Here is a 19,027-nt window from a genome sequence, read left to right on the forward strand (position 1 = left end):
GATGCCGGTTGTCGCAACGCACCGGATGGCGGATGGGGAATATCCTGTGCTGCATTTTTTTATCAATTTTTGCAAAAGCGAAGACGGTGCGACAGCGGTTGAATACGGCTTGATCGCCGGGCTGATTTCCGCCGCCCTCATCGCTGGCGCAGGCAGCATAAGCAGCAATATCAATGCCGTGTTTCAGTTCATCGTAGACACTTTGGCGAGTTGAAGCCTCTCGGCTGATCGCTCAGGACAGCTTTACCTCGGTTGTCCTTAAGGCATCGGCAAGCCGCACCTTGGCGGAGCCGGGTTTCAGCGGCTTCTGCTGGCTTTGGTGCGGCGCCCAGCCCGATACATAGATGATGGAAAATGTCGCCCTTATCCGCCCGTCAGGATCGGAATATCGCTCGGCGTAAAGCTCGGCCGCGCGCAGGAAAAAGGCGCGGTTGAGCGGCTTTCTGCTGCGGCTTGCCAGCGGATTGGCCATGCCCATGGCGCGCAGATCGCGCATCAGCGGGAAGATTGAATCGTAACGCACGGTGTAGCTTTCCGCATCGGTCACGGGGAGCGCAAAGCCGGCGCGCTGCAAAAGCGCGCCGACATCGCGGACATCGGCGAAGGGAATGACGCGCGGGCTGGCGCCTCCGGTCAGTTCCGCCTCGGCGGTCAGCAGCACGTCGCGCAGTTCCTGCAGGGTGCCGCTGCCGGGAATGGCGCCGAGAAACAGGCCGTCCGGTTTCAATGCCCGCCGGATCTGGATCAGCGCGCCGGGCGTATCATTGGTCAGATGCAGGGCAAGCGGTGAAACGATGAGGTTGGCGGAGGCCTCCTCGAGCGGCAGATGTTCCATGGAAGCGGCGTCGGGAATATTCGCATCCGTCGCAAAACAGCTCTCGGTTTCGATACGGCGAATGGTATCCACCTTGCCGGTCTCCGCCAGCCGCCGGGCGGTGACGCCGGTGCCGCCGTGAAGTTCGATTGCTGTCTCGAACTGGCGCTCGACGATGGCAAGCCTGTCGGCCAGCTCTTCGGCCGCCATATCGAGAAGAAACAGGGCCTTGTCGTCGCGCCGGTTCCACGCCCGGCGACGGTTTTGTTCGATCAGGGCCTGGTCAAAGAGAATATCCATCATCTTGCCTGCTCGGCCTCAAACGCCTTTGGGATCGGCGGGCCGTATCGTTGGTCTCATGCCGTTTTGGGCACCGTTTTCCCGGTGTCGGGAAGGAACTATCGCTCTCGCAAAGGCACCCGTTCGGCGGTAAAGTCAACCTCATGGGTGCTGGTGAAAGTCTGTTTTCGGTTTTGCTGTCTAAGTCTGCGGCCGTGCCGGCGGCGGCGGGAGACATGTGGCGCGCGGTCTTTTGTATGGTCTACCCGCCAACCTGCGCGGGCTGCACCCGCATGACCGGCGGCGAGGGCGCCTTATGTGCGGATTGCTGGCGGGATGTGGCCTTTATCGATCGCCCTTTTTGCGAGGTTCTGGGCATTCCCTTCGCGCGGGATCACGGAGATGGTTTCGTGAGCGCACAGGCGATTGCCGAACCGCCGCCTTTTGACCGGCTGCGCGCCGTTGCAAGCCATGAGGGAACCGCCCGCAAGCTGGTGCACCGGCTGAAATATCAGGACCGGACCGATCTCGCCCGCCTGATGGCGCTGTGGATGCTGAGGGCAAGTAACGGAACGGTGGATGCCTGTGATTGCATCGTGCCCGTTCCATTGCATCGCAACCGTTTCCTGCGCCGCCGCTTCAATCAATCCGCCGAGCTGGCGCGGCATCTGGCCAGGGCCTCCGGCAAGCCCTTGCTTGCCGGCACGCTGCTGCGCGTGAAGCCGACAGAGCGGCAGGTGGGGCTTTCCGCACTCGCCCGGCGGGATAATGTGCGCGGCGCTTTCGCGCTCGCGCCCGGCCGGGAAACAGATGTTCATGGCAGGCGCGTGGTGCTGGTGGACGACGTCTATACCACCGGCGCGACGGTGGGTGCGGCAAGCCGCGCCCTGCGCAGGGCCGGTGCCGCGGATGTGACGGTTTTGACCTTTGCAATGGCCATTTCCGGGCCTATATGAAACCTGAATGACATGAGTTTATCGTGCGTTTGACCGCACGTTTGCGAGGGCTTTGAAAACATGGCACCGGTGACGATCTATACGCGGGATTTTTGTGGTTATTGCGCGCGCGCCAAGGCGCTGCTGGACAGCAAGGGCGTGGATTATGCCGAATATAACGCCACGACGACACCGGAATACCGGCAGGAAATGATCGAGAAATCCGGCGGAACGACGTTCCCGCAAATCTTCATCAACGGCCAGCACGTGGGCGGTTGCGACGATCTGCACGCGCTGGAGCGCGCCGGTAAACTGGACGCGCTGCTGGCCGCCTGATCGGCCGCGATCTTGCGGGTATGGAGGATGTGATGGGTTTCAAGGCTGCCGCCATTCAGATGCGCTCCGGCGTCGATCCGGCAAGAAACGCCGCCGATATGGAACGGCTGGTGCGTGCGGCTGCGGCCGAGGGCGCCGTTTATGTGCAGACCCCGGAAATGACGGGCGCAATCCAGAAGGACCGGCAGGCGCTGCGTGCGCAACTGCGTGATGACGATGGCGATATCATCGTTGCGACGGCGGCCCGTCTTGCCCGCGAACTCGGCATTCATGTCCATGTCGGCTCCACGGCCATTGCCCGCCCGGATGGCAAGATCGCCAATCGCGGTTTTCTCTTCGCGCCGGATGGTTCGCGCATCTGCAGCTATGACAAGATCCATATGTTCGATGTCGATCTCGACAACGGTGAAAGCTGGCGTGAAAGCGCTGCCTATCAACCCGGCGAAGTGGCGCGTATCGCCGAACTTCCGCTGGGGAAATTCGGCTTCGCAATCTGCTATGACGTCCGTTTCCCGCAGCTGTTCCGCGCGGAAGCGCTGGCAGGTGCGGAGGTTCTGACTGTTCCGGCGGCTTTCACCCGACAGACGGGGGAGGCGCATTGGGAAATCCTGCTGCGTGCCCGCGCCATCGAAAACGGCGCTTTCGTCATCGCCGCCGCGCAGGCCGGCGTGCATGAGGACGGGCGGGAGACCTTCGGCCATTCCATCATCATCGACCCATGGGGCAAGGTTCTGGCCGTTGCCGGCGGCGCTGGCGAAGAGATCATCTTCGCCGAGATCGATACCTCGCTGGTGGCTGCCGCGCGCGGAAAAATTCCCAATCTCCGCAATGCCCGCGAGTTCGGTCTGGATACGGTTATTCCCCTGAAACCTGCCGGAGGTGAAGCGGCGTGATCCGTTATGCGCTGGCCTGTGAAAAGGGCCATGAGTTCGAAGGCTGGTTTGCCGGCAGCGACGATTTCGACGATCAGTTGCAGCGCGGTTTCCTGTCCTGTCCTGTCTGCAATTCCGTGCAGGTCTCCAAGCTTTTGATGGCGCCTTCGGTTTCCACCGCCCGCAAGAAAGACGAACGCCAGACGCTGGCCATGGATGCCGCCCGAAAAGAGGCGCTTGCGAAAATCCGCGAGGCCGTTGCCAATATCCGCGCCAATGCGGAAGATGTCGGCGATAAATTTCCCGAAGAAGCCCGCAAGATCCACTATGGCGAAGCGGATGAGCGCGGCATCATCGGCAATGCCTCGGCGCAGGACGCCAAGGCCCTGCTGGACGAGGGTATCGAGATCGCGCCGCTGCCAGTGCTGCCCGACGACGTCAACTGAACTTCTTTAGGACGACCTCACGCAAATAGCGTCCGGGTTTACCCCTGCGCCGGCCGCTTCGCCAGCATCATGTAGTTAACATCCATATCCGGCGACAGATTCCAGCGATCCTGCAGCACGTTGTAGAAGACGCCGGTGCGGTGGATGATATCCATACCGCTCGCCACCAGCGGCCGCTCGAGCTCTTCCGGGCGAACGAGCTTTTCATACTGGTGGGTGCCGCGCGGCAGCCAGCGCAGCACATTTTCGGCGGCAAAGATCGCCAGTGCCCGGGCTTTGAGCGTGCGGTTGATGGTGGCGGCGAACATCAGGCCGCCGGGGCGCACCATTTTCGCGCAGGTGGTGACGAAGAGATCGACATTGGCCACATGCTCGACCACCTCCATGTTGAGGATGACGTCGAAGGTTTCGCCGGTTTCCTGCAACTGCTCGGCAGTCACGGCGCGGTAATCGACACTGACCCCGCTTTCGCGGGCATGGGTGGAGGCGATGCCGATATTCTTTTCCGAGGGATCGGCGCCCACCACATCTGCGCCCATGCGTGCAACGGGTTCGGAGAGAAGGCCACCGCCGCAGCCGATATCCAGTATGCGCAGCCCTTCCAGCGGGCGGTGCGCCTTTGGGTCGCGGCCGAAATTATCGCAGATGCGGTTGCGGATATATTCGAGCCGCACCGGATTGAACTTGTGCAGCGGGCGGAACTTGCCGGTCGGGCTCCACCACTCCGCAGCCATCGCGGAGAAGCGATCCACTTCGCTCTGGTCGACGGTCGTCTGTGCGGTTTCGCTCATGGTTCTGCTCCATATTGCTGTTGCATTGAAGTCGGATGATTGCCCCTCGAAGTCAAGACCGGCGGTCCATCCCGGCGGCGATTTATCGGGCGCTGATTGCCGCAGGTGGAACTGATTGGATGCCTCATTTGTTTCATGCTGCGTTCATGCAGAACCGCGTATTTTCCGGTCGTGGCAGTATGTGGAACGCATACTGGTCCATCGAACAGGGTGGATGCCGACAAGGGCAAAGCGGGCCTTTGCTTGAGGAGAAAGAAGTGAAGAAAAAACTATTTGGCGCAATTGCGCTGGTGGCCATGCTCGCCGCGCCGGCACTTGCCGAAGCTGCGACGCGGGGTTTCGCCACCGCGAATGTGAATATGCGCTCCGGCCCGAGCACGGCTTATCCGGCCGTCGTGGTTATCCCGAATGGTGCGCCGCTCACCGTGCACGGCTGCCTTTCCGATACGCCGTGGTGCGATGTTTCCTTCGTGGGCGGTCGGGGCTGGGTAGCCGGGCGTTATATCGCCACGACCTACCGGCAGAACCGGGTCTATGTGGAACCGCGTTATTACCGCGATCTCGGCGTGCCGGTGATCACCTTCGAAGTCGGCCGTTATTGGGACCGCTATTATCGTGACCGCGACTTCTACCGCGAGCGCGACCGCTGGCGCCGTCCGCCGCCGTCCGGCGGGTACTGGAACGCCCCGCCTCCGAGCGCCGGATGGGACCGTCCGCGTCCGCGTGACGAGTGGCGTGACGGACGCCCGGACGACTGGCGTGATGGTCGCCGCGACGAGTGGCGTGATCCCCGCCAGGGCGGCCCGAATGACGGACGCTGGGAACGTCGCTACGGCGACTGGAACCAGGGTGACAGAAATCAGGACAGGCCGCGTCGCGACGACGACCGCCGCCGCTTCGAAGATGAAAGCCGCGACCGCAATCGCGATGGCCAGCAGAACCAGGATGAAGGCCAGCGTCGCCCAGAGCGTCGCCAGTGGGATGACACGCGCCGTGCGCCTGCTTCGGAAAATTTCCGCGATGGCTGCCGGATCGGCGATCCGGGTTGTGACCCGCGCTAAACAGACAAAGCCCGGCATGATCGTCGGGCTTTTTCATTTATGGCTTCAGTTGAGCTTTACGAGCCGTTATTTCGCGGCGGCAGCCTTGCGGGCACGGGCCTTGGGTTTTGCCGGGGCTTGCGCATCCGGTGCGGCTTCAGCAGCAGCGGCCTTGGGAGCGGCCTTCTTGCGCGTTGCAGGTTTCGTCGCTTCCGATGTCTTCAGCAGCGAAAATTCGTGCTTGGCCTGTTCCCAATGGTGCGCGTCGCGCCCATGGGGGTGGCCTTCCTTTTCCCAAAGTGTATATGCCCGTTTACTGATCCATTCGTGTTCCGAAACCTGCATGCTCGTCTCCCGTTGCTGTTTACAGCGCCTATGAGAAGGCGACATTCCGCTTTGGTCCGGCACACGCTCGACAGGAATCAATGCCGGCATTTCCAGAACCCATTACATGCCATGATTTTCCGGGCGTCAAGCAAACATGCTGCATTGCGAAAACGGATTTCCGGCATTTTCTGCCCGTTAAAGCGGTTTGAGCGAAAGACGTTCCCGCAGAACAAGATCAACGTTGCGTGATCGCGCCCGGCCCGCCAAGATGGCCGGATGAATGGGCAGCGGAGGAGGCAGTCTTGGAACAGAGAACGGAAGCGGATGCGCAGGTCATCGTCGAAAAACGGGGAGGGGCAGGCATCATTCGCCTCAACCGCCCGAAGGCCATCAACAGCCTGACCTTGCCCATGGTGCGCGACCTTTTTCAGGCGCTCCAGCGTTTCGAAGAGGATACTCGTGTTTCCTGTGTGGTCCTTACAGGGGAAGGCGACAGGGGGCTTTGCGCCGGGGGCGATGTCCGCATCATTCACGATCTCGGCAAGGCGGGCGATCCGCAGGTGCTTGATTTCTGGCGGGAAGAATTTCCGCTCAATTATCGCATCGCCCGCTTCGGCAAACCCTACATTGCTCTGATGGACGGCATCGTCATGGGCGGCGGTGTCGGCATTTCAGCCCATGGCAGCCACCGCATCGTCACGGAACGCACAAAACTCGCCATGCCGGAAACCGGCATCGGTTACTTCCCGGATGTCGGCGGCTCCTGGCTTTTGCCAAGGGCGCCGGGCGAATGCGGCACCTGGCTGGGGTTGACGGGCAATGCCGTGACCGCTGCCGATGCCATCTATGCCGGTTTTGCCGATTATCTTGTTCCTTCGGACCGTCTCGACGGGTTGATCCAAGACCTGTCGCAAGCCGCGGATACAGACAGTATCGAGACGGCGATCGCGGCGCGCGCCGACGAGGCCGGTGAAGGCGTTTTATCCATAAATCGGGAGATCATCGACGCGACATTCCGTTTCGACACGGTCGAGGAGATTGTCGCCGCACTTTCGGCGCGCCAGGATGCGTTTTCGCGCGAAACCCTCGAGGTCCTGCAAAAACGCTCTCCCACCAGTCTGAAACTGACCCTGAAGCTGCTGCGTCTCGGCCGGGAAAGCGCGAGCCTCATCGAATGCCTGGAGCGGGAATTTGCCGCCGGTACGGAAATATTGCGCCAGCATGATTTTTACGAAGGCGTGCGTGCTGCGCTGGTCGACAAGGATCGCAATCCCCGCTGGCAACCGGCACGGCTGGAGGAGGTGAGGGAGGAGGACATTGCGCCTTATTTTGCCGCGCATTCCGGCAATCTGTTTCCCGATCATCGTCTTTAGGCCGACGCAAAAGAAATCCGGCTTCTCGCCGTATATGAAATCATCGCCTTTGGAGTCCGTATTCTTTGGGTGAAATTTCCAATCCGCGCGCCCGGAAAGCATGGCTGTTTCTCGCGGGCGTTGCCGCCGCCCGCTATGTTGAGCACCATTCGAATTGCCGGGGGTATTCATGAAACGTCTTCTCATTATCGGTACTGCCATTGCCGCTCTTTTTGCAGGTGCGGCGCAGGCGCAGTCTCCGACCACCATTCTCAACGCATCCTACGATGTCGCCCGCGAAGTTTTCGCGGCCGAGAACGAGGCGTTCATCAAGCTGCATCCGGGCATCACCGTCGACCAGTCGCATGCCGGCACCTCCAAGCAGGCGCGCGCCATCGTCGAAGGTCTGGAAGCCGATGTCGTCACCTTCAATCAGGTCACCGATGTCGATTTTCTGGTGAAGCAGGGCTTCGTTTCCGCCGACTGGAAGAAGGATTTTGCGAACGACGCATCGCCCTTCTATTCCTTCCCGTCATTCCTTGTGCGAGCCGGTAATCCCAAGGGTATCAAGGACTGGGACGATCTTGCCCGCGACGATGTGAAGATCGTCTTCCCCAATCCGAAGACCTCGGGTAACGCCCGTTACACCTATCTCGCCGCCACGGCTTACGCCAAGGAGAAGTTCAACGGCGACGACGCGAAGGTTCAGGCATTCGTCAAGAAAATCTTCGACAATACGCCGGTGTTCGACACGGGAGGCCGCGCCGCCACCACCACCTTCGTTGAGCGTGAAATCGGCGACGTGCTGATCACCTTCGAAGCCGAGACGCGCGGCATCGCCAAGCAATATGGCGCAGACAAGGTGGAAGGCGTCGTGCCCTCCGTCAGCCTGCTGGCCGAATTCCCGGTGGCCGTGGTGGACAAGGTGGTCGACAAGCGCGGCTCGCGCGATCTGGCGAAGAGCTATCTCGACTTCCTCTATACCGAGGAAGGCCAGCGCATCGCCGCCGAATTCGGCCACCGCGTCCACAATGAAAAGGTCGTCGGCGAATTCAAGGACAAGTTCCCGGCCATTCGCCTCGTCAACGTCGAGGAGGTCTTCGGCGGCTGGGATAAAATCCAGAAAGAGCATTTTGCATCCGGCGCGACGCTTGATACGCTTTACGGCAGCCGTTAATCACAGCGATACGCAACAGGTAAAAGACCCGGCGGGAAACCGCCGGGTCGCTTTTTGATGAATGGGGGGCGGGGTTTGAAGCGGAATGTTCTGCCGGGGCTGAAATTGTCCCTTGGCGTTACCCTGACTTACGTTGCCATCATCGTGCTTCTGCCGCTCTCGGCATTGGTGTTCAAGGCGGCAAGCCTTGGCCCTGCCGAATATTGGTCGATCATCTCCTCACCGCGCGCCGTGGCCAGTTATCGTGTTACCGTGCTCTGCGCGCTGGCTGCCACGCTGTTCAACGTCATCTTCGGGCTGGCGCTCGCCTGGGTGCTGACGCGTTACCGCTTTCCCGGCTGGCGCATCGTCGACGCCATCGTCGATCTGCCTTTTGCGCTTCCGACCGCCGTTGCCGGCATTGCGCTGACGACACTGTTCGCAGGCAATGGCTGGTTCGGCTCGGTGCTTTCGCAATTCGGCATCAAGGTGGCCTATACGCCGCTCGGCATCATGGTGGCGATGGCCTTTACCAGCCTGCCCTTCATTGTGCGTACCGTGCAACCGGTGCTGGAAGACCTCGATCCGGCGCTTGAGGAAGCGGCGCAGTCGCTCGGCGGTTCCGATCTCGAAATTTTCCGCAAGATCATCCTGCCGCTGTTGACGCCAGCGTTGCTCGCCGGTCTGTCGCTGTCCTTCGCCCGCAGCCTCGGCGAATTCGGGGCGATCATCTTCATCGCCGGCAATCAGCCGTTTTCGACGGAAATCACGGCGCTGCTGATCTTCATCCGGCTGGAGGAATATGATTATCAGGCCGCCGCCGCCATCGCCTCCGTGCTGCTCATCACCGCCTTCGTGATGCTGGCGGTGACCAATTATCTGCAGGCGCGCGCGCTTCGTTATACGGTGAGGGGCTGAGAGATGAGCGCCGTTTCTTCACATCGCAAACCGCCACGCGTCGGCGACTCCCCTCTCGTTCGCCGCAGCCTGATTTCTTTTGTGCTGGTCATCGGCGCCATTTTGGTCCTGGCGCCGCTTATCATCATCGGCGTCGAGGCGCTTTCGCAGGGCTGGAAGGCCTATACGGCCACCATCACCCATCCCGATACCCGCCACGCCATCATGCTGACGGTGCTGACGGCGCTGATCGCCGTGCCGGTCAATACGGCCTTCGGTGTTGCGGCCGCATGGGCGATCACCAAGTTCGATTTCCCCGGTCGACGGTTCCTGCTGGTGCTGATCGAGATACCCTTTTCCATCTCGCCCATCGTCGCGGGTGTCGCCTATCTTTTCGTTTACGGCCTGCAGGGGCTTTTCGGCCCGTTCCTCGATGCACATGACATCAAGATACTTTTTGCGCTGCCCGGCATCGTCATCGCCTCGGTGTTCGTCACGGCACCTTTCGTGGCGCGGGAACTTATCCCGCTGATGCAGGCGCAGGGCCGCGATCTGGAAGAGGCGGCGACCTCGCTTGGCGCCTCCGGCTGGCGCACCTTCTTTTCTGTCACCTTGCCGAATATCAAATGGGCGCTGCTTTATGGCGTCGTGCTGTGCAACGCCCGCGTGATGGGTGAATTCGGCGCGGTATCGGTCGTATCGGGCAATATTCGCGGCCAGACCAATACGCTGCCGCTGCATATCGAACTGCTTTACCACGACTACCAGACGGCCGGCGCTTTTGCCTCGGCCTCGATCCTCGCCACCCTCGCCGTCGTCACCATCATCGCCAAGGTGGCGCTGGAACGACGCGGCGCCGGGCGCGGGGCCAAGAAGACCAACGGCGATGCCGCCATCGCCACGGAGACCTGATTCCCATGAAAATCCGCCTCGAAAATGTGGTGAAGACCTTCGATACCTTCCGCGCCGTGCGCGATGTTTCGCTGGATATCGAAAGCGGCGAACTTCTGGCGTTGCTCGGCCCCTCAGGTTCCGGCAAGACCACGATTTTGCGCATGGTCGCCGGCCTCGAATATAGCGATGGCGGCCGGATCTTTTTCGGCGACGAGGACGCCACCAATATTCCGGTGCGGGACCGGGGCGTCGGTTTCGTATTCCAGCACTACGCGCTCTTTCCGCATATGACCCTGCATCAAAACATCGCTTTCGGCATGAAGGTCTCGAAGGTGAAGCGGGACAAGGCGGCAATCGATGCCCGCGTCGAAGAGCTTCTGCGGCTGGTGAAGCTCGATGGCCTGGGCGACCGTTTCCCGGCGCAGATTTCCGGCGGCCAGCGGCAGCGCGTGGCGCTGGCGCGTGCGCTTTCGGTCGATCCGAAGGTGCTTCTGCTCGATGAGCCCTTTGGGGCGCTGGACGCCAATGTGCGCCGCGACCTGCGCCGCTGGCTGCGCGAGATTCACGATTCGCTCGGCATCACCACGATTTTCGTGACGCATGACCAGGAAGAGGCGCTCGATCTTGCTGACCGTGTGGTTATTCTCAATCAGGGCGAGATCGTACAGCAGGGCACGCCGAAGGAGGTCTGCCGCCAGCCGAACAGCGCCTTCGTCATGCGCTTTCTGGGCGATGCCAACCGGGTGTCCGGCGTGGCGCGCGGCGGCAAGGTCTATGTCGGCGATAACGAGCTGCCTTTTTCCTATGCTCAAGGCGATGGCGCGGTGGACATCTATGCCCGCCCCGGCGATCTGGAGTGGGAAGATCTGCATGAGGGCATTCCGGCTTCTGTGGCGCGGGTTCTCGACCGTGCGGGCGAGCGCCGGGTGATTGCCAGCACCGATGGCGGCGACCTTCTGGAATTCGACGTGCCGCCGGAAAACGATGTCGCCGCCGGAGACCGCGGTTCCGTCATCATCCGCCGGGCGAAGATTTTCCCGGCGGCGTGAGGCGCTATCAGCCCAGAAGCTCGAAGGCGCTTTCTGCCACAAGCTTGCCGTTGATCGTCAGGTCGACCCTGTGGATGCCGGGATAGTGTTTGCGGGTCGTGAAATCACGTATGGCGCGGCTGATCGACAGCGCGCATGTCTCGCCGGGCTGAAGCTCGATCTCTTTCCACTTGAAGACTTTCGCGGAGGCATCGCCGCTCTTCTTCACGTAGTGCACGGCGTAATCGATCACCAGTTTCTGAGGCCGTTTCGCCGTCGAGGTGAAGGAGGCTGAAATCCGCACCGGATTGCCGAGAACGACCTTGTCCGGCGTAACCTGAAATGCCGCAAGGGAAATTTCCGCTTCCTCATGTGCGCCGAGATGGGCAAGTGCGGCGGCATCTCCCTTCTTGATCAATGTGCGCAGGGCCTGCCGCGTGATCCAGCGTGTATGCGGATTGTCCTTCGGCCAGGTATCGATCAGCGCCAGCACGAAAGCGGGATTGTCCTTGGTGATGTCGTTCAGATGATTGGCGACGGATTTGCGCACATAAAGCGCCTCGTCGGCTTTCATCGTGTCGAGGATTGCTGTCACCGGTGAGGGATCGTCGATGAGAGGTTTGAGCTGGAACGACCATGGCAGGCGGGGCCGGCAGCCTTCGCTCGCGAGACGCCGCACATGTTCGTTCTCGTGTCGCGACCATGTTTCCATCACGGTGAGGGTGGCGCCTAAGTCCTTTTGCAAAAAATGACGGATGGCGAATTCCGAGGAGCCGAAGCGGGTGAAATAATGCAGCGCTTCCATGGACAGGTCGAAATCATCGAGGCCGTAGAGCGCCACATATTCCGGTAGCGAAATGGAGGCGAAACCGTTGCCGATGCCCGGCGCTGCGGCGGTCAGGATTTCGATATTGCGGGCATAGTCGCCGGGAAGTGTCGCATGCAGGCTTGTCGCCACCTGCCGCATGCGCTGCATGATGCCCAGCGCTTCAAGGTTTTCGGTGGCGAGCGCCATGAAGGCGGAAACGTCAAATGGCGGATGAACGGCCTTCGTCTCATCGGCGATATGCCGCAGTTTCTCGCGGTTGAAGATTTCCTTCAGTGCCGGTGCCGCCGCGTCGCTCATATTCCCCTCAAAGTTCACTTTTTGTTCTTTTAGGGAATGATGCAGACGAAAGCAAGCAGGACCGGAGCAGCGAAAAAACGCTGTGGCTGATTTTGCCTGCTCTCAGATCAATAAGGCCTCTCTTCCGTCATGCCGGACTAGATCCGGCATCCAGCCGACGCGCGTCTGCGCGGCGAATAGAGTCTTTTCAGCCCTAGGACTTGGGCTGGCTGGACCCCGGCTCGAGGCCGGGGTGACGAAGGTGCGGATGCTCCGGGTTCGCCAAAAAAGCGTCAGCTCATCTGGCTGACGAATTTGGTCTCCAGATAGGCCTGAACCGCTTCCGAGCCGCCTTCCGTGCCATAACCGGAATCCTTGATGCCGCCGAAGGGGACTTCCGGAAGCGCAAGGCCGTTGTGGTTGATGGTCAGCATGCCGGCCTCGACCTGCTGGCCAAGCGCGTGGGCGGTCTTGACCGAGCCGGTGAAGGCATAGGATGCAAGGCCGAAGGGCAGGCGGTTCGCCTCGGCGATGGCGTCATCGAAGCTCGAGAAGCGATTGATGATGGCGACCGGGCCGAAGGGTTCGTCATTCATGATTTTGGCGGTGGTCGGCACATTGGCGAGAACCGTCGGCTCGAAGAAATTGCCCTTGTTGCCGATGCGGCGGCCGCCGGTCTTCAATTCTGCGCCATGGGAAACGGCGTCGTTGATGAGGCCTTCCAGCGCCGGGATGCGGCGCTCATTGGCGAGCGGCCCCATGATGACGCCGTCTTCCAGCCCGTTGCCGACCTTGATGGCCTTCGTCGCTTCCACGAAACCTTCGAGGAAACGGTCGGCCACGCCATCCTGCACGAGGAAGCGGGTGGGGGCGACACAGACCTGACCGGCATTGCGGAACTTGGCAAGCGAGGTGACTTCGATTGCCTTGTCGATATCGGCGTCGTCAAAGATCATCACCGGCGCATGGCCGCCAAGCTCCATCGTGGCGCGCTTCATGTGCTTGCCGGCAAGCGCGGCCAGATGTTTGCCAATGGGAGTGGATCCGGTGAAGGAGATCTTGCGGATGACCGGATGCGGGATCAGATATTCCGAAATCTCGGATGGAACGCCGTAAACGAGTCCGATGACGCCCGCCGGCACGCCGGCATCCACGAAAGCGCGGATCAGTTCAGCCGGTGACGCCGGTGTTTCTTCCGGGGCCTTGACGATGATGGAGCAGCCGGTGGCAAGCGCTGCGGAAAGCTTGCGGACGATTTGGTTGATCGGGAAGTTCCACGGCGTAAACGCCGCGACGGGACCGACCGGCAGCTTGATGGCAAGCTGCGAAACGCCGGTTGCGCGCGCCGGAATGACCTGCCCATAGGTGCGGCGGGCTTCTTCGGCGAACCAGTCGATGGTATCGGCGGCGCCCATGATTTCAGTACCGGATTGCGCCAGCGGCTTGCCCTGTTCGCGGGTCATGATGTAGGCGATCTTGTCCTTGCGCTCGCGCAGGAGATCGGCCGCCCTGCGCATGATCTTCGAGCGCTCGAAAGGCGAGGTGTCGCGCCACACCCTGAAACCGCGCTCGGCGGCGGCAAGCGCCAGATCGAGGTCTTCCTTCTCGGCATGCGCAATCGCGCCGATGATCTCGTCGGTTGCCGGATCGGACACGGCGATCGTCTTGCCGGAAACGGCGTCTCGCCATTCGCCATCAATGAGAAGTTTGATGTCGGGATAGGTGTGCATAGGGGCTACCTTCATGATGCGGCCAATTCGGCGAAATGCCGTCCGGCCCTGAGACGTGAACAGAATTTTCCTGGCCGGACGATATCCGGCATCGCGGCTTTCGCTGCGCGGAACATGTGTCTGGATATTTCCGACGGGGGCTTCTTGAATTGTCGGAAACGGAAACGACAGCCTTTATATTAAGGTCCGGGCGGTACGTTTCAACCGTGCGCTCCGGCAATCGCCATGATTTTTCCGTGACGTGGAATTTGCCATTCGTCATTTCAATCCGGCACGCGGACGGGGCGTCGCTTATCCGGCTGCCTCAGGCGAATCAGATGCGGCTGCGCGACGACGGAAAGGCTCTCGCCACAATTCGGCCTTTGTCGCACCTGACGAATTATCGGGAGGGGTCTCCGCAGCTTGCCGCTTGTGTCATAATGGGACGCGCGGCCTGAAAAAATACAATAAGACGGAAAACTTATCCAAAGGGTTTACTCAAAACCTAGAGAAAATACGGATAAAATCTCACTAAGGATATAACATCCATTCCTGATATATATTGCTAGCGTCGGTTCCCTTGACCTTCAAAGGTTGGTGAAAACCCTCGACCTGAACGTTATCGATGGAGAAAAAGTATGAGTTTCGCCCGGGTACTTCTCAGTGCGTTCTTGTCGCTCGCGTGGCTTTCCTGTGCCGAAGCCGGCGAAATTGCCAAACCGCAAGGAAAACCGATATTAACCATATCCGGAAACATCGCCAATACGAATGGCGAGGGTGCCGCGGTATTTGATCGTGACATGCTGGAAGCGCTCGGCATGGTGACGGTGGAGACGACGACGCCCTGGCATGATGGCCGTGTCCGTTTCGATGGTGTTTCGCTGGCAAAATTGATGGATGTCGTCGGCGCAAAGGGCACCAGCGTCACGGCAGTCGCCCTCAACGATTACGTCAGCACGATACCGATTGAAGATTTTAAGAAATTTAACGTTATCCTGGCGATCAAGCTGGATGGCAATTACATGACAGTTCGCGAAAAGGGCCCGTTGTTCGTCATCTATCCCTATGACAGCGATCCGGAGCTGCAGAAGCAGACCTATTATTCGCGGTCCGCATGGCAAGTTGCCAAACTGATAGTGGAATAAAGGTGCCGTTTGCGAAAACTTGTGGCGGTGATCATCTGTTGCTTCGTCCTGGCAACGGGCTATATCGCTTTCGTCATTGCCGAGCGGCAGACCGCTCTGCAGAAATTCGCCCGCTACAATGATTCCTGGGCCGTCAGCCAGACCGTAGCCGAATATCTGCGCCTCCAGAACAAGCTGGCCGTGTTCGCGCTCAATCCCGGCAAGATCGACCGGGATGAGCTGCAACTGCGCCTGGACATCATGCTGAGCCGCCTCGAGCTTTTGAAGCAGGGCAATCTCGGGGCCTTCATCAATGAAAAACAGCAGTGGCGGGATCTCGTAACCCGCCTCGATGCCGTTCTGGCCCGTCTCGAGCAGCGGGTGAACACCCTCGATCCGGCCGAAGTTCCGGATCTGCTGGCAACGATGAGCGCGCTCGACGCGCCGATGACGACGCTTGCCTCGTCTTCCGTCGCTTATGACGTCAATCTGATCGATACGGCCCATGAGGATGTGCGCAAGCTGCATATCGTCTATACCGCGCTGGCGGGCGGCCTGATCCTGTGCGGTATCGCGCTTGTCATATTGCTGCTTCGCCAGAATGATCTCCTGAACCGCGCGCAGAAAAGCATGCGCGGCCTGACGGACGATCTGCGCGCCGCGACGCTGGAATTGCAGGCTAAAAATGTTCGGCTCGAACACGACGCCTATCACGACGCGCTGACGGGACTGCCGAACCGCGCGCTGTTCCGGCAGGAACTGATCGAGAGGTTGCGCCGATCCTTCGGCGGGACGGGAACGACAGCCATCCTCCTGCTCGATCTCGACGGGTTCAAGGACGTCAACGACACGCTCGGCCACGATGCCGGCGATGCGCTGCTTCAGGCCGTGGCGCAGCGTCTCTCGGGCATCGGCGGCGATTATGACATGGTCTGCCGTCTGGGCGGCGACGAATTTGCCGTCGTCTCCGACGATCTGAACGAGGATGCCGCCCGGCGTCTTGCCACCAAGCTCATCGACCAGATCAGCCGCACCTACCAGCTGGGCGAGCAGGAGGTCAAAATCGGCACCTGCATCGGCATCGCCATATCGCACGGCGCCGTCGACGCGGATGAATTGTTCAAGCGCGCGGATCTGGCGCTTTATGAGGCGAAAGCCATCGGCCCCGGCCGGGCGAGCGTTTTCAAGGTCCGCATGCAAAAGCAGCTGACCGAGAAAAAGTCCTTCGAGGCCGATCTGCAGACCGCGTTGCAGAACGACGAGATGGAAGTCTATTACCAGCCGCAGGTGGCGACCCAGACACGCAAGCTTTGCGGCTTCGAGGCGTTGCTGCGCTGGAAACATCCCGTACGGGGCGATGTGCCGCCCAGCGTGTTTATTCCCGTTGCGGAAAGAACCGGTCTCATCCATTCGCTCGGAAAATGGGTGATGGAGACCGCCTGCCGCGAGGCGATGGGTTGGGACGAGGACATGAAGGTGGCGGTCAATCTGTCGCCGGTTCAGTTCCACAGTACCAACCTCATCCAGAACGTCATGGGCGCGCTTGAGAAAAGCGGGCTGGAACCCAGCCGGCTCGAGCTTGAAATCACCGAATCGATCCTGCTTAACAAGAGCGACCAGACGATCAACACGCTGTCGCGCCTGAAGGCCGTCGGCATCCAGATCGCCATGGATGATTTTGGGACAGGTTATTCATCGCTCGCCAATTTGCGCGGCGTGCCCTTCGACAAGATCAAGATCGACCGCTCGTTCCTGCGCGATATCACCAGCGACCACGACGCGCTCGCGATCGTGGAATTCGTGGTCGGTGTCGGCCGCAGTCTGCGGATGACGACGATTGCGGAAGGTATCGAGACGGAAGAGCAATATGAATGCGTCAGGCGTCTGGGCTGCGATCAGGTTCAGGGATATCTGATCAGCAGGCCGTTGCCGGCCAGGGAGCTTGTGGCCTGGAGTTCCGTCTGAGACGCGCCTGTTTTGGCGCCGGCCGTATCTTGAATTTTTACCACGTCATAGCGTTGCTTGCGAAAACCGATACCGGTTGCCGCAACGATGCTGTAGAGCATTCCCGGTCGGTATGGGATCATTGCGACAAAGCGGCCGGGTTTTGCGAAAAGGCTTGAGACATGGAAATACTGGACGTGCATGGAGTTGCCCTTCCCCTCTCTTCCGATGAGGTGTCGCCGGTCATCTGGCAGGCGCTGACCGACGGCAGCTATGAGGCGAAAGAGGCCCGCAGCGTCCTGAAAGCCATCAAGCCCGGCGATCGCGTACTGGAGCTGGGCTCCGGTATCGGGATCATCACCTCGATCATTGCCGGCATCGAGGATGTTTCCGTCTGGGCCTTCGAGGCCAACCCCTCCACCGCGGCGCTGGCAGAGCGGGTGATCAAGGCCAATTGCCGCGGCAATGTCGTGTTTTCGCAGGGGCTTCTCACCGCCGATGAGCCGAGCTCCTATCCTTTTTACGTCCGCAGGGATCTCTGGATGTCGTCCATGGACGAAAATCAGGGCCCCTATGAAAAACGCATCGAAATTTCTTCCGCCAATATCGATGAATTTATCGCCAGCCGGGGCATCACCGCGCTCGTGATGGATATCGAGGGTGCGGAACGCGATCTGCTCGGCAGGGCCGATCTGACCGGCGTGGAGCGGATATTCGTCGAACTGCACGACCATCTTTACGGTCTCGCCGGGGTTCGCGATATCATGCAGGCGCTGACCGCCAAGGGATATGCCTATGATCCACGCGGTTCACGCGGACCCTGTGTCCTGTTCTCCAAAGACGAGAGCCCGAGGGAATACGATCCCGAGGTAGACTGAGGCCGCACCGAATTCACGGAACCCTCCGCCGGTCATCCCCGTTCTCACCCTTGCATGAGGGCGCGGAGCGGGTCGACACGTGTGCCGGAATGGTATGCGGGTCGAGAAGATAATTTCATAAACAGCAATTCATTGCCAATTATTGTTGCAATTGTTGCAACCGTTATCCTGCGTCATCATCCCTCCATCAAACCGGCGCACAACAGGCTGTGCCGCAGATGCCAACGCAACCGAAGGAGTAACGATCATGGGCTTTGTTAAGACGACAGACGGAACCGAAATATTCTACAAGGACTGGGGCCCGAAGGATGCCCAGCCGATCATGTTCCACCATGGCTGGCCGCTCTCGTCCGATGACTGGGATGCGCAGATGCTGTTCTTCGTTTCCAAGGGTTTTCGCGTCGTCGCCCATGACCGCCGTGGCCACGGCCGTTCCGCCCAGGTCGCCGACGGTCATGACATGGATCACTACGCCGCCGACGCCTTTGCCGTCGTTGAGGCCCTCGATCTGAAGAACGCCGTCCATATCGGCCACTCCACCGGTGGCGGCGAAGTCGCCCGTTATGTCGCAAAACATGGCGAACCCGCCGGCCGTGTCGCCAAGGCGGTTCTCGTTTCCGCCGTGCCGCCGCTGATGCTCAAGACCGAGGCCAATCCGGAAGGCCTGCCGATGGAGGTTTTTGACGGCTTCCGCTCGTCGCTCGCCGCAAACCGCGCACAGTTCTTCCGCGATGTGCCGGCCGGCCCGTTCTATGGCTTCAACCGCGATGGCGCGACCGTTCATGAAGGCGTTATCCAGAACTGGTGGCGTCAGGGCATGATGGGCGGCGCAAAGGCCCATTATGACGGTATCAAGGCCTTCTCGGAAACCGACCAGACCGAAGACCTGAAGAATATCAGCGTTCCTACACTGGTGCTGCATGGCGAAGACGACCAGATCGTGCCGATTGCCGACTCCGCGCTGAAATCGGTTAAGCTGTTGAAAAACGGCACGCTGAAGACCTATCCCGGCTTCTCGCACGGTATGCTCACCGTCAATGCCGATGTGCTGAACGCCGATCTTCTGGCCTTCATCAAGGGCTGATCCTTCTGCAAAATCA

20 protein-coding genes are annotated in these 19,027 nt (G+C 60.3%); 15 read left to right on the forward strand and 5 right to left on the reverse strand.

Features of this window, described 5'->3' with window-relative positions; translation table 11 throughout:
• Position 1 precedes the first annotated feature (1 nt).
• On the forward strand, positions 2-214 hold the full coding sequence (locus ACQZ40_RS17770; protein ID WP_078053424.1) for a Flp family type IVb pilin: 213 nt from the start codon (positions 2-4) through the stop codon (positions 212-214).
• Positions 215-232: 18 nt separating this feature from the next.
• Here ACQZ40_RS17770 and ACQZ40_RS17775 read toward each other — a convergent pair whose 3' ends face one another.
• Positions 233-1,114: a methyltransferase domain-containing protein gene (locus tag ACQZ40_RS17775; protein WP_448748384.1), complete on the reverse strand. Its 882-nt coding sequence runs from the start codon at positions 1,112-1,114 to the stop codon at positions 233-235.
• A 143-nt stretch (positions 1,115-1,257) separates the two neighbouring features.
• Here ACQZ40_RS17775 and ACQZ40_RS17780 point away from each other — a divergent pair, with 143 nt between their 5' ends.
• The 4 genes from ACQZ40_RS17780 to ACQZ40_RS17795 are packed head-to-tail and all read left to right on the forward strand — an operon-like array spanning position 1,258 to position 3,682.
• The gene (locus ACQZ40_RS17780; protein WP_448748374.1) at positions 1,258-2,049 is read left to right on the forward strand and encodes a ComF family protein; all 792 of its coding nucleotides are present in this window, start codon (positions 1,258-1,260) and stop codon (positions 2,047-2,049) included.
• Positions 2,050-2,109: 60 nt separating this feature from the next.
• Positions 2,110-2,364, forward strand: coding sequence for a glutaredoxin 3 (grxC, locus tag ACQZ40_RS17785; protein ID WP_003522552.1), 255 nt, complete (start codon positions 2,110-2,112; stop codon positions 2,362-2,364).
• 32 nt (positions 2,365-2,396) lie between these two features.
• Positions 2,397-3,257 (forward strand): carbon-nitrogen hydrolase family protein, encoded by an 861-nt coding sequence (locus ACQZ40_RS17790; protein WP_065657108.1) that lies wholly within the window; start codon positions 2,397-2,399, stop codon positions 3,255-3,257.
• Positions 3,254-3,682 carry a DUF1178 family protein gene (locus ACQZ40_RS17795; protein WP_104679702.1) on the forward strand — a complete coding sequence of 143 codons (429 nt, stop codon included), beginning with the start codon at positions 3,254-3,256 and terminating at the stop codon, positions 3,680-3,682. The genes ACQZ40_RS17790 and ACQZ40_RS17795 overlap by 4 nt, the downstream gene beginning before the upstream one ends.
• Before the next feature lie 38 nt (positions 3,683-3,720).
• Here ACQZ40_RS17795 and ubiG read toward each other — a convergent pair whose 3' ends face one another.
• Positions 3,721-4,473, reverse strand: a complete 753-nt coding sequence (gene ubiG, locus ACQZ40_RS17800; RefSeq protein ID WP_448748375.1) for a bifunctional 2-polyprenyl-6-hydroxyphenol methylase/3-demethylubiquinol 3-O-methyltransferase UbiG — start codon at positions 4,471-4,473, stop codon at positions 3,721-3,723.
• Positions 4,474-4,730: 257 nt separating this feature from the next.
• Between ubiG and ACQZ40_RS17805 the strand changes: the two genes are divergently transcribed.
• Entirely contained in the window at positions 4,731-5,534 is an 804-nt protein-coding gene (locus ACQZ40_RS17805) for an SH3 domain-containing protein (protein ID WP_271046264.1), read from the forward strand.
• A gap of 66 nt (positions 5,535-5,600) precedes the next feature.
• On the opposite strand, the gene ACQZ40_RS17810 is transcribed toward ACQZ40_RS17805, so the two are convergent.
• Complete coding sequence (locus tag ACQZ40_RS17810) at positions 5,601-5,858, reverse strand: DUF2934 domain-containing protein (protein ID WP_078053427.1); 258 nt, start codon at positions 5,856-5,858, stop codon at positions 5,601-5,603.
• A 284-nt stretch (positions 5,859-6,142) separates the two neighbouring features.
• Here ACQZ40_RS17810 and ACQZ40_RS17815 point away from each other — a divergent pair, with 284 nt between their 5' ends.
• The 5 genes from ACQZ40_RS17815 to ACQZ40_RS17835 all read left to right on the forward strand — a co-directional run bounded on the left by ACQZ40_RS17815 (position 6,143) and on the right by ACQZ40_RS17835 (position 11,188).
• Positions 6,143-7,213 carry an enoyl-CoA hydratase/isomerase family protein gene (locus ACQZ40_RS17815; RefSeq protein WP_271046263.1) on the forward strand — a complete coding sequence of 357 codons (1,071 nt, stop codon included), beginning with the start codon at positions 6,143-6,145 and terminating at the stop codon, positions 7,211-7,213.
• A gap of 169 nt (positions 7,214-7,382) precedes the next feature.
• Positions 7,383-8,369: a thiosulfate ABC transporter substrate-binding protein CysP gene (cysP, locus tag ACQZ40_RS17820; protein WP_080857393.1), complete on the forward strand. Its 987-nt coding sequence runs from the start codon at positions 7,383-7,385 to the stop codon at positions 8,367-8,369.
• Between the two features lie 57 nt (positions 8,370-8,426).
• A complete protein-coding gene (gene cysT, locus ACQZ40_RS17825; RefSeq protein ID WP_078053429.1) occupies positions 8,427-9,266 on the forward strand; it encodes a sulfate ABC transporter permease subunit CysT in 840 nt (279 codons plus the stop codon).
• Between the two features lie 3 nt (positions 9,267-9,269).
• Positions 9,270-10,157: a sulfate ABC transporter permease subunit CysW gene (gene cysW / locus ACQZ40_RS17830; protein ID WP_448748376.1), complete on the forward strand. Its 888-nt coding sequence runs from the start codon at positions 9,270-9,272 to the stop codon at positions 10,155-10,157.
• 5 nt (positions 10,158-10,162) lie between these two features.
• On the forward strand, positions 10,163-11,188 hold the full coding sequence (locus ACQZ40_RS17835; RefSeq protein WP_003522562.1) for a sulfate/molybdate ABC transporter ATP-binding protein: 1,026 nt from the start codon (positions 10,163-10,165) through the stop codon (positions 11,186-11,188).
• A 7-nt stretch (positions 11,189-11,195) separates the two neighbouring features.
• Here ACQZ40_RS17835 and ACQZ40_RS17840 read toward each other — a convergent pair whose 3' ends face one another.
• Both ACQZ40_RS17840 and ACQZ40_RS17845 read right to left on the reverse strand, forming a co-directional pair.
• Complete coding sequence (locus ACQZ40_RS17840; protein WP_448748377.1) at positions 11,196-12,293, reverse strand: DNA alkylation repair protein; 1,098 nt, start codon at positions 12,291-12,293, stop codon at positions 11,196-11,198.
• Positions 12,294-12,565: 272 nt separating this feature from the next.
• Positions 12,566-14,002, reverse strand: a complete 1,437-nt coding sequence (locus ACQZ40_RS17845; RefSeq protein ID WP_448748385.1) for an NAD-dependent succinate-semialdehyde dehydrogenase — start codon at positions 14,000-14,002, stop codon at positions 12,566-12,568.
• A gap of 617 nt (positions 14,003-14,619) precedes the next feature.
• On the opposite strand from ACQZ40_RS17845, the gene ACQZ40_RS17850 reads away from it, so the two are divergent.
• From ACQZ40_RS17850 to ACQZ40_RS17865, 4 genes are all read left to right on the forward strand, one after another.
• The gene (locus ACQZ40_RS17850) at positions 14,620-15,126 is read left to right on the forward strand and encodes a putative pterin-binding protein (RefSeq protein ID WP_003522565.1); all 507 of its coding nucleotides are present in this window, start codon (positions 14,620-14,622) and stop codon (positions 15,124-15,126) included.
• 21 nt (positions 15,127-15,147) lie between these two features.
• A complete protein-coding gene (locus ACQZ40_RS17855; protein ID WP_448748378.1) occupies positions 15,148-17,070 on the forward strand; it encodes a putative bifunctional diguanylate cyclase/phosphodiesterase in 1,923 nt (640 codons plus the stop codon).
• Between the two features lie 161 nt (positions 17,071-17,231).
• Positions 17,232-17,927 carry an FkbM family methyltransferase gene (locus tag ACQZ40_RS17860; RefSeq protein ID WP_003522567.1) on the forward strand — a complete coding sequence of 232 codons (696 nt, stop codon included), beginning with the start codon at positions 17,232-17,234 and terminating at the stop codon, positions 17,925-17,927.
• Positions 17,928-18,174: 247 nt separating this feature from the next.
• Entirely contained in the window at positions 18,175-19,011 is an 837-nt protein-coding gene (locus ACQZ40_RS17865) for an alpha/beta fold hydrolase (RefSeq protein WP_003522568.1), read from the forward strand.
• The last annotated feature ends 16 nt before the right edge of the window (positions 19,012-19,027 follow it).

This window comes from Agrobacterium sp. 16-172Ci, assembly GCF_053522725.1.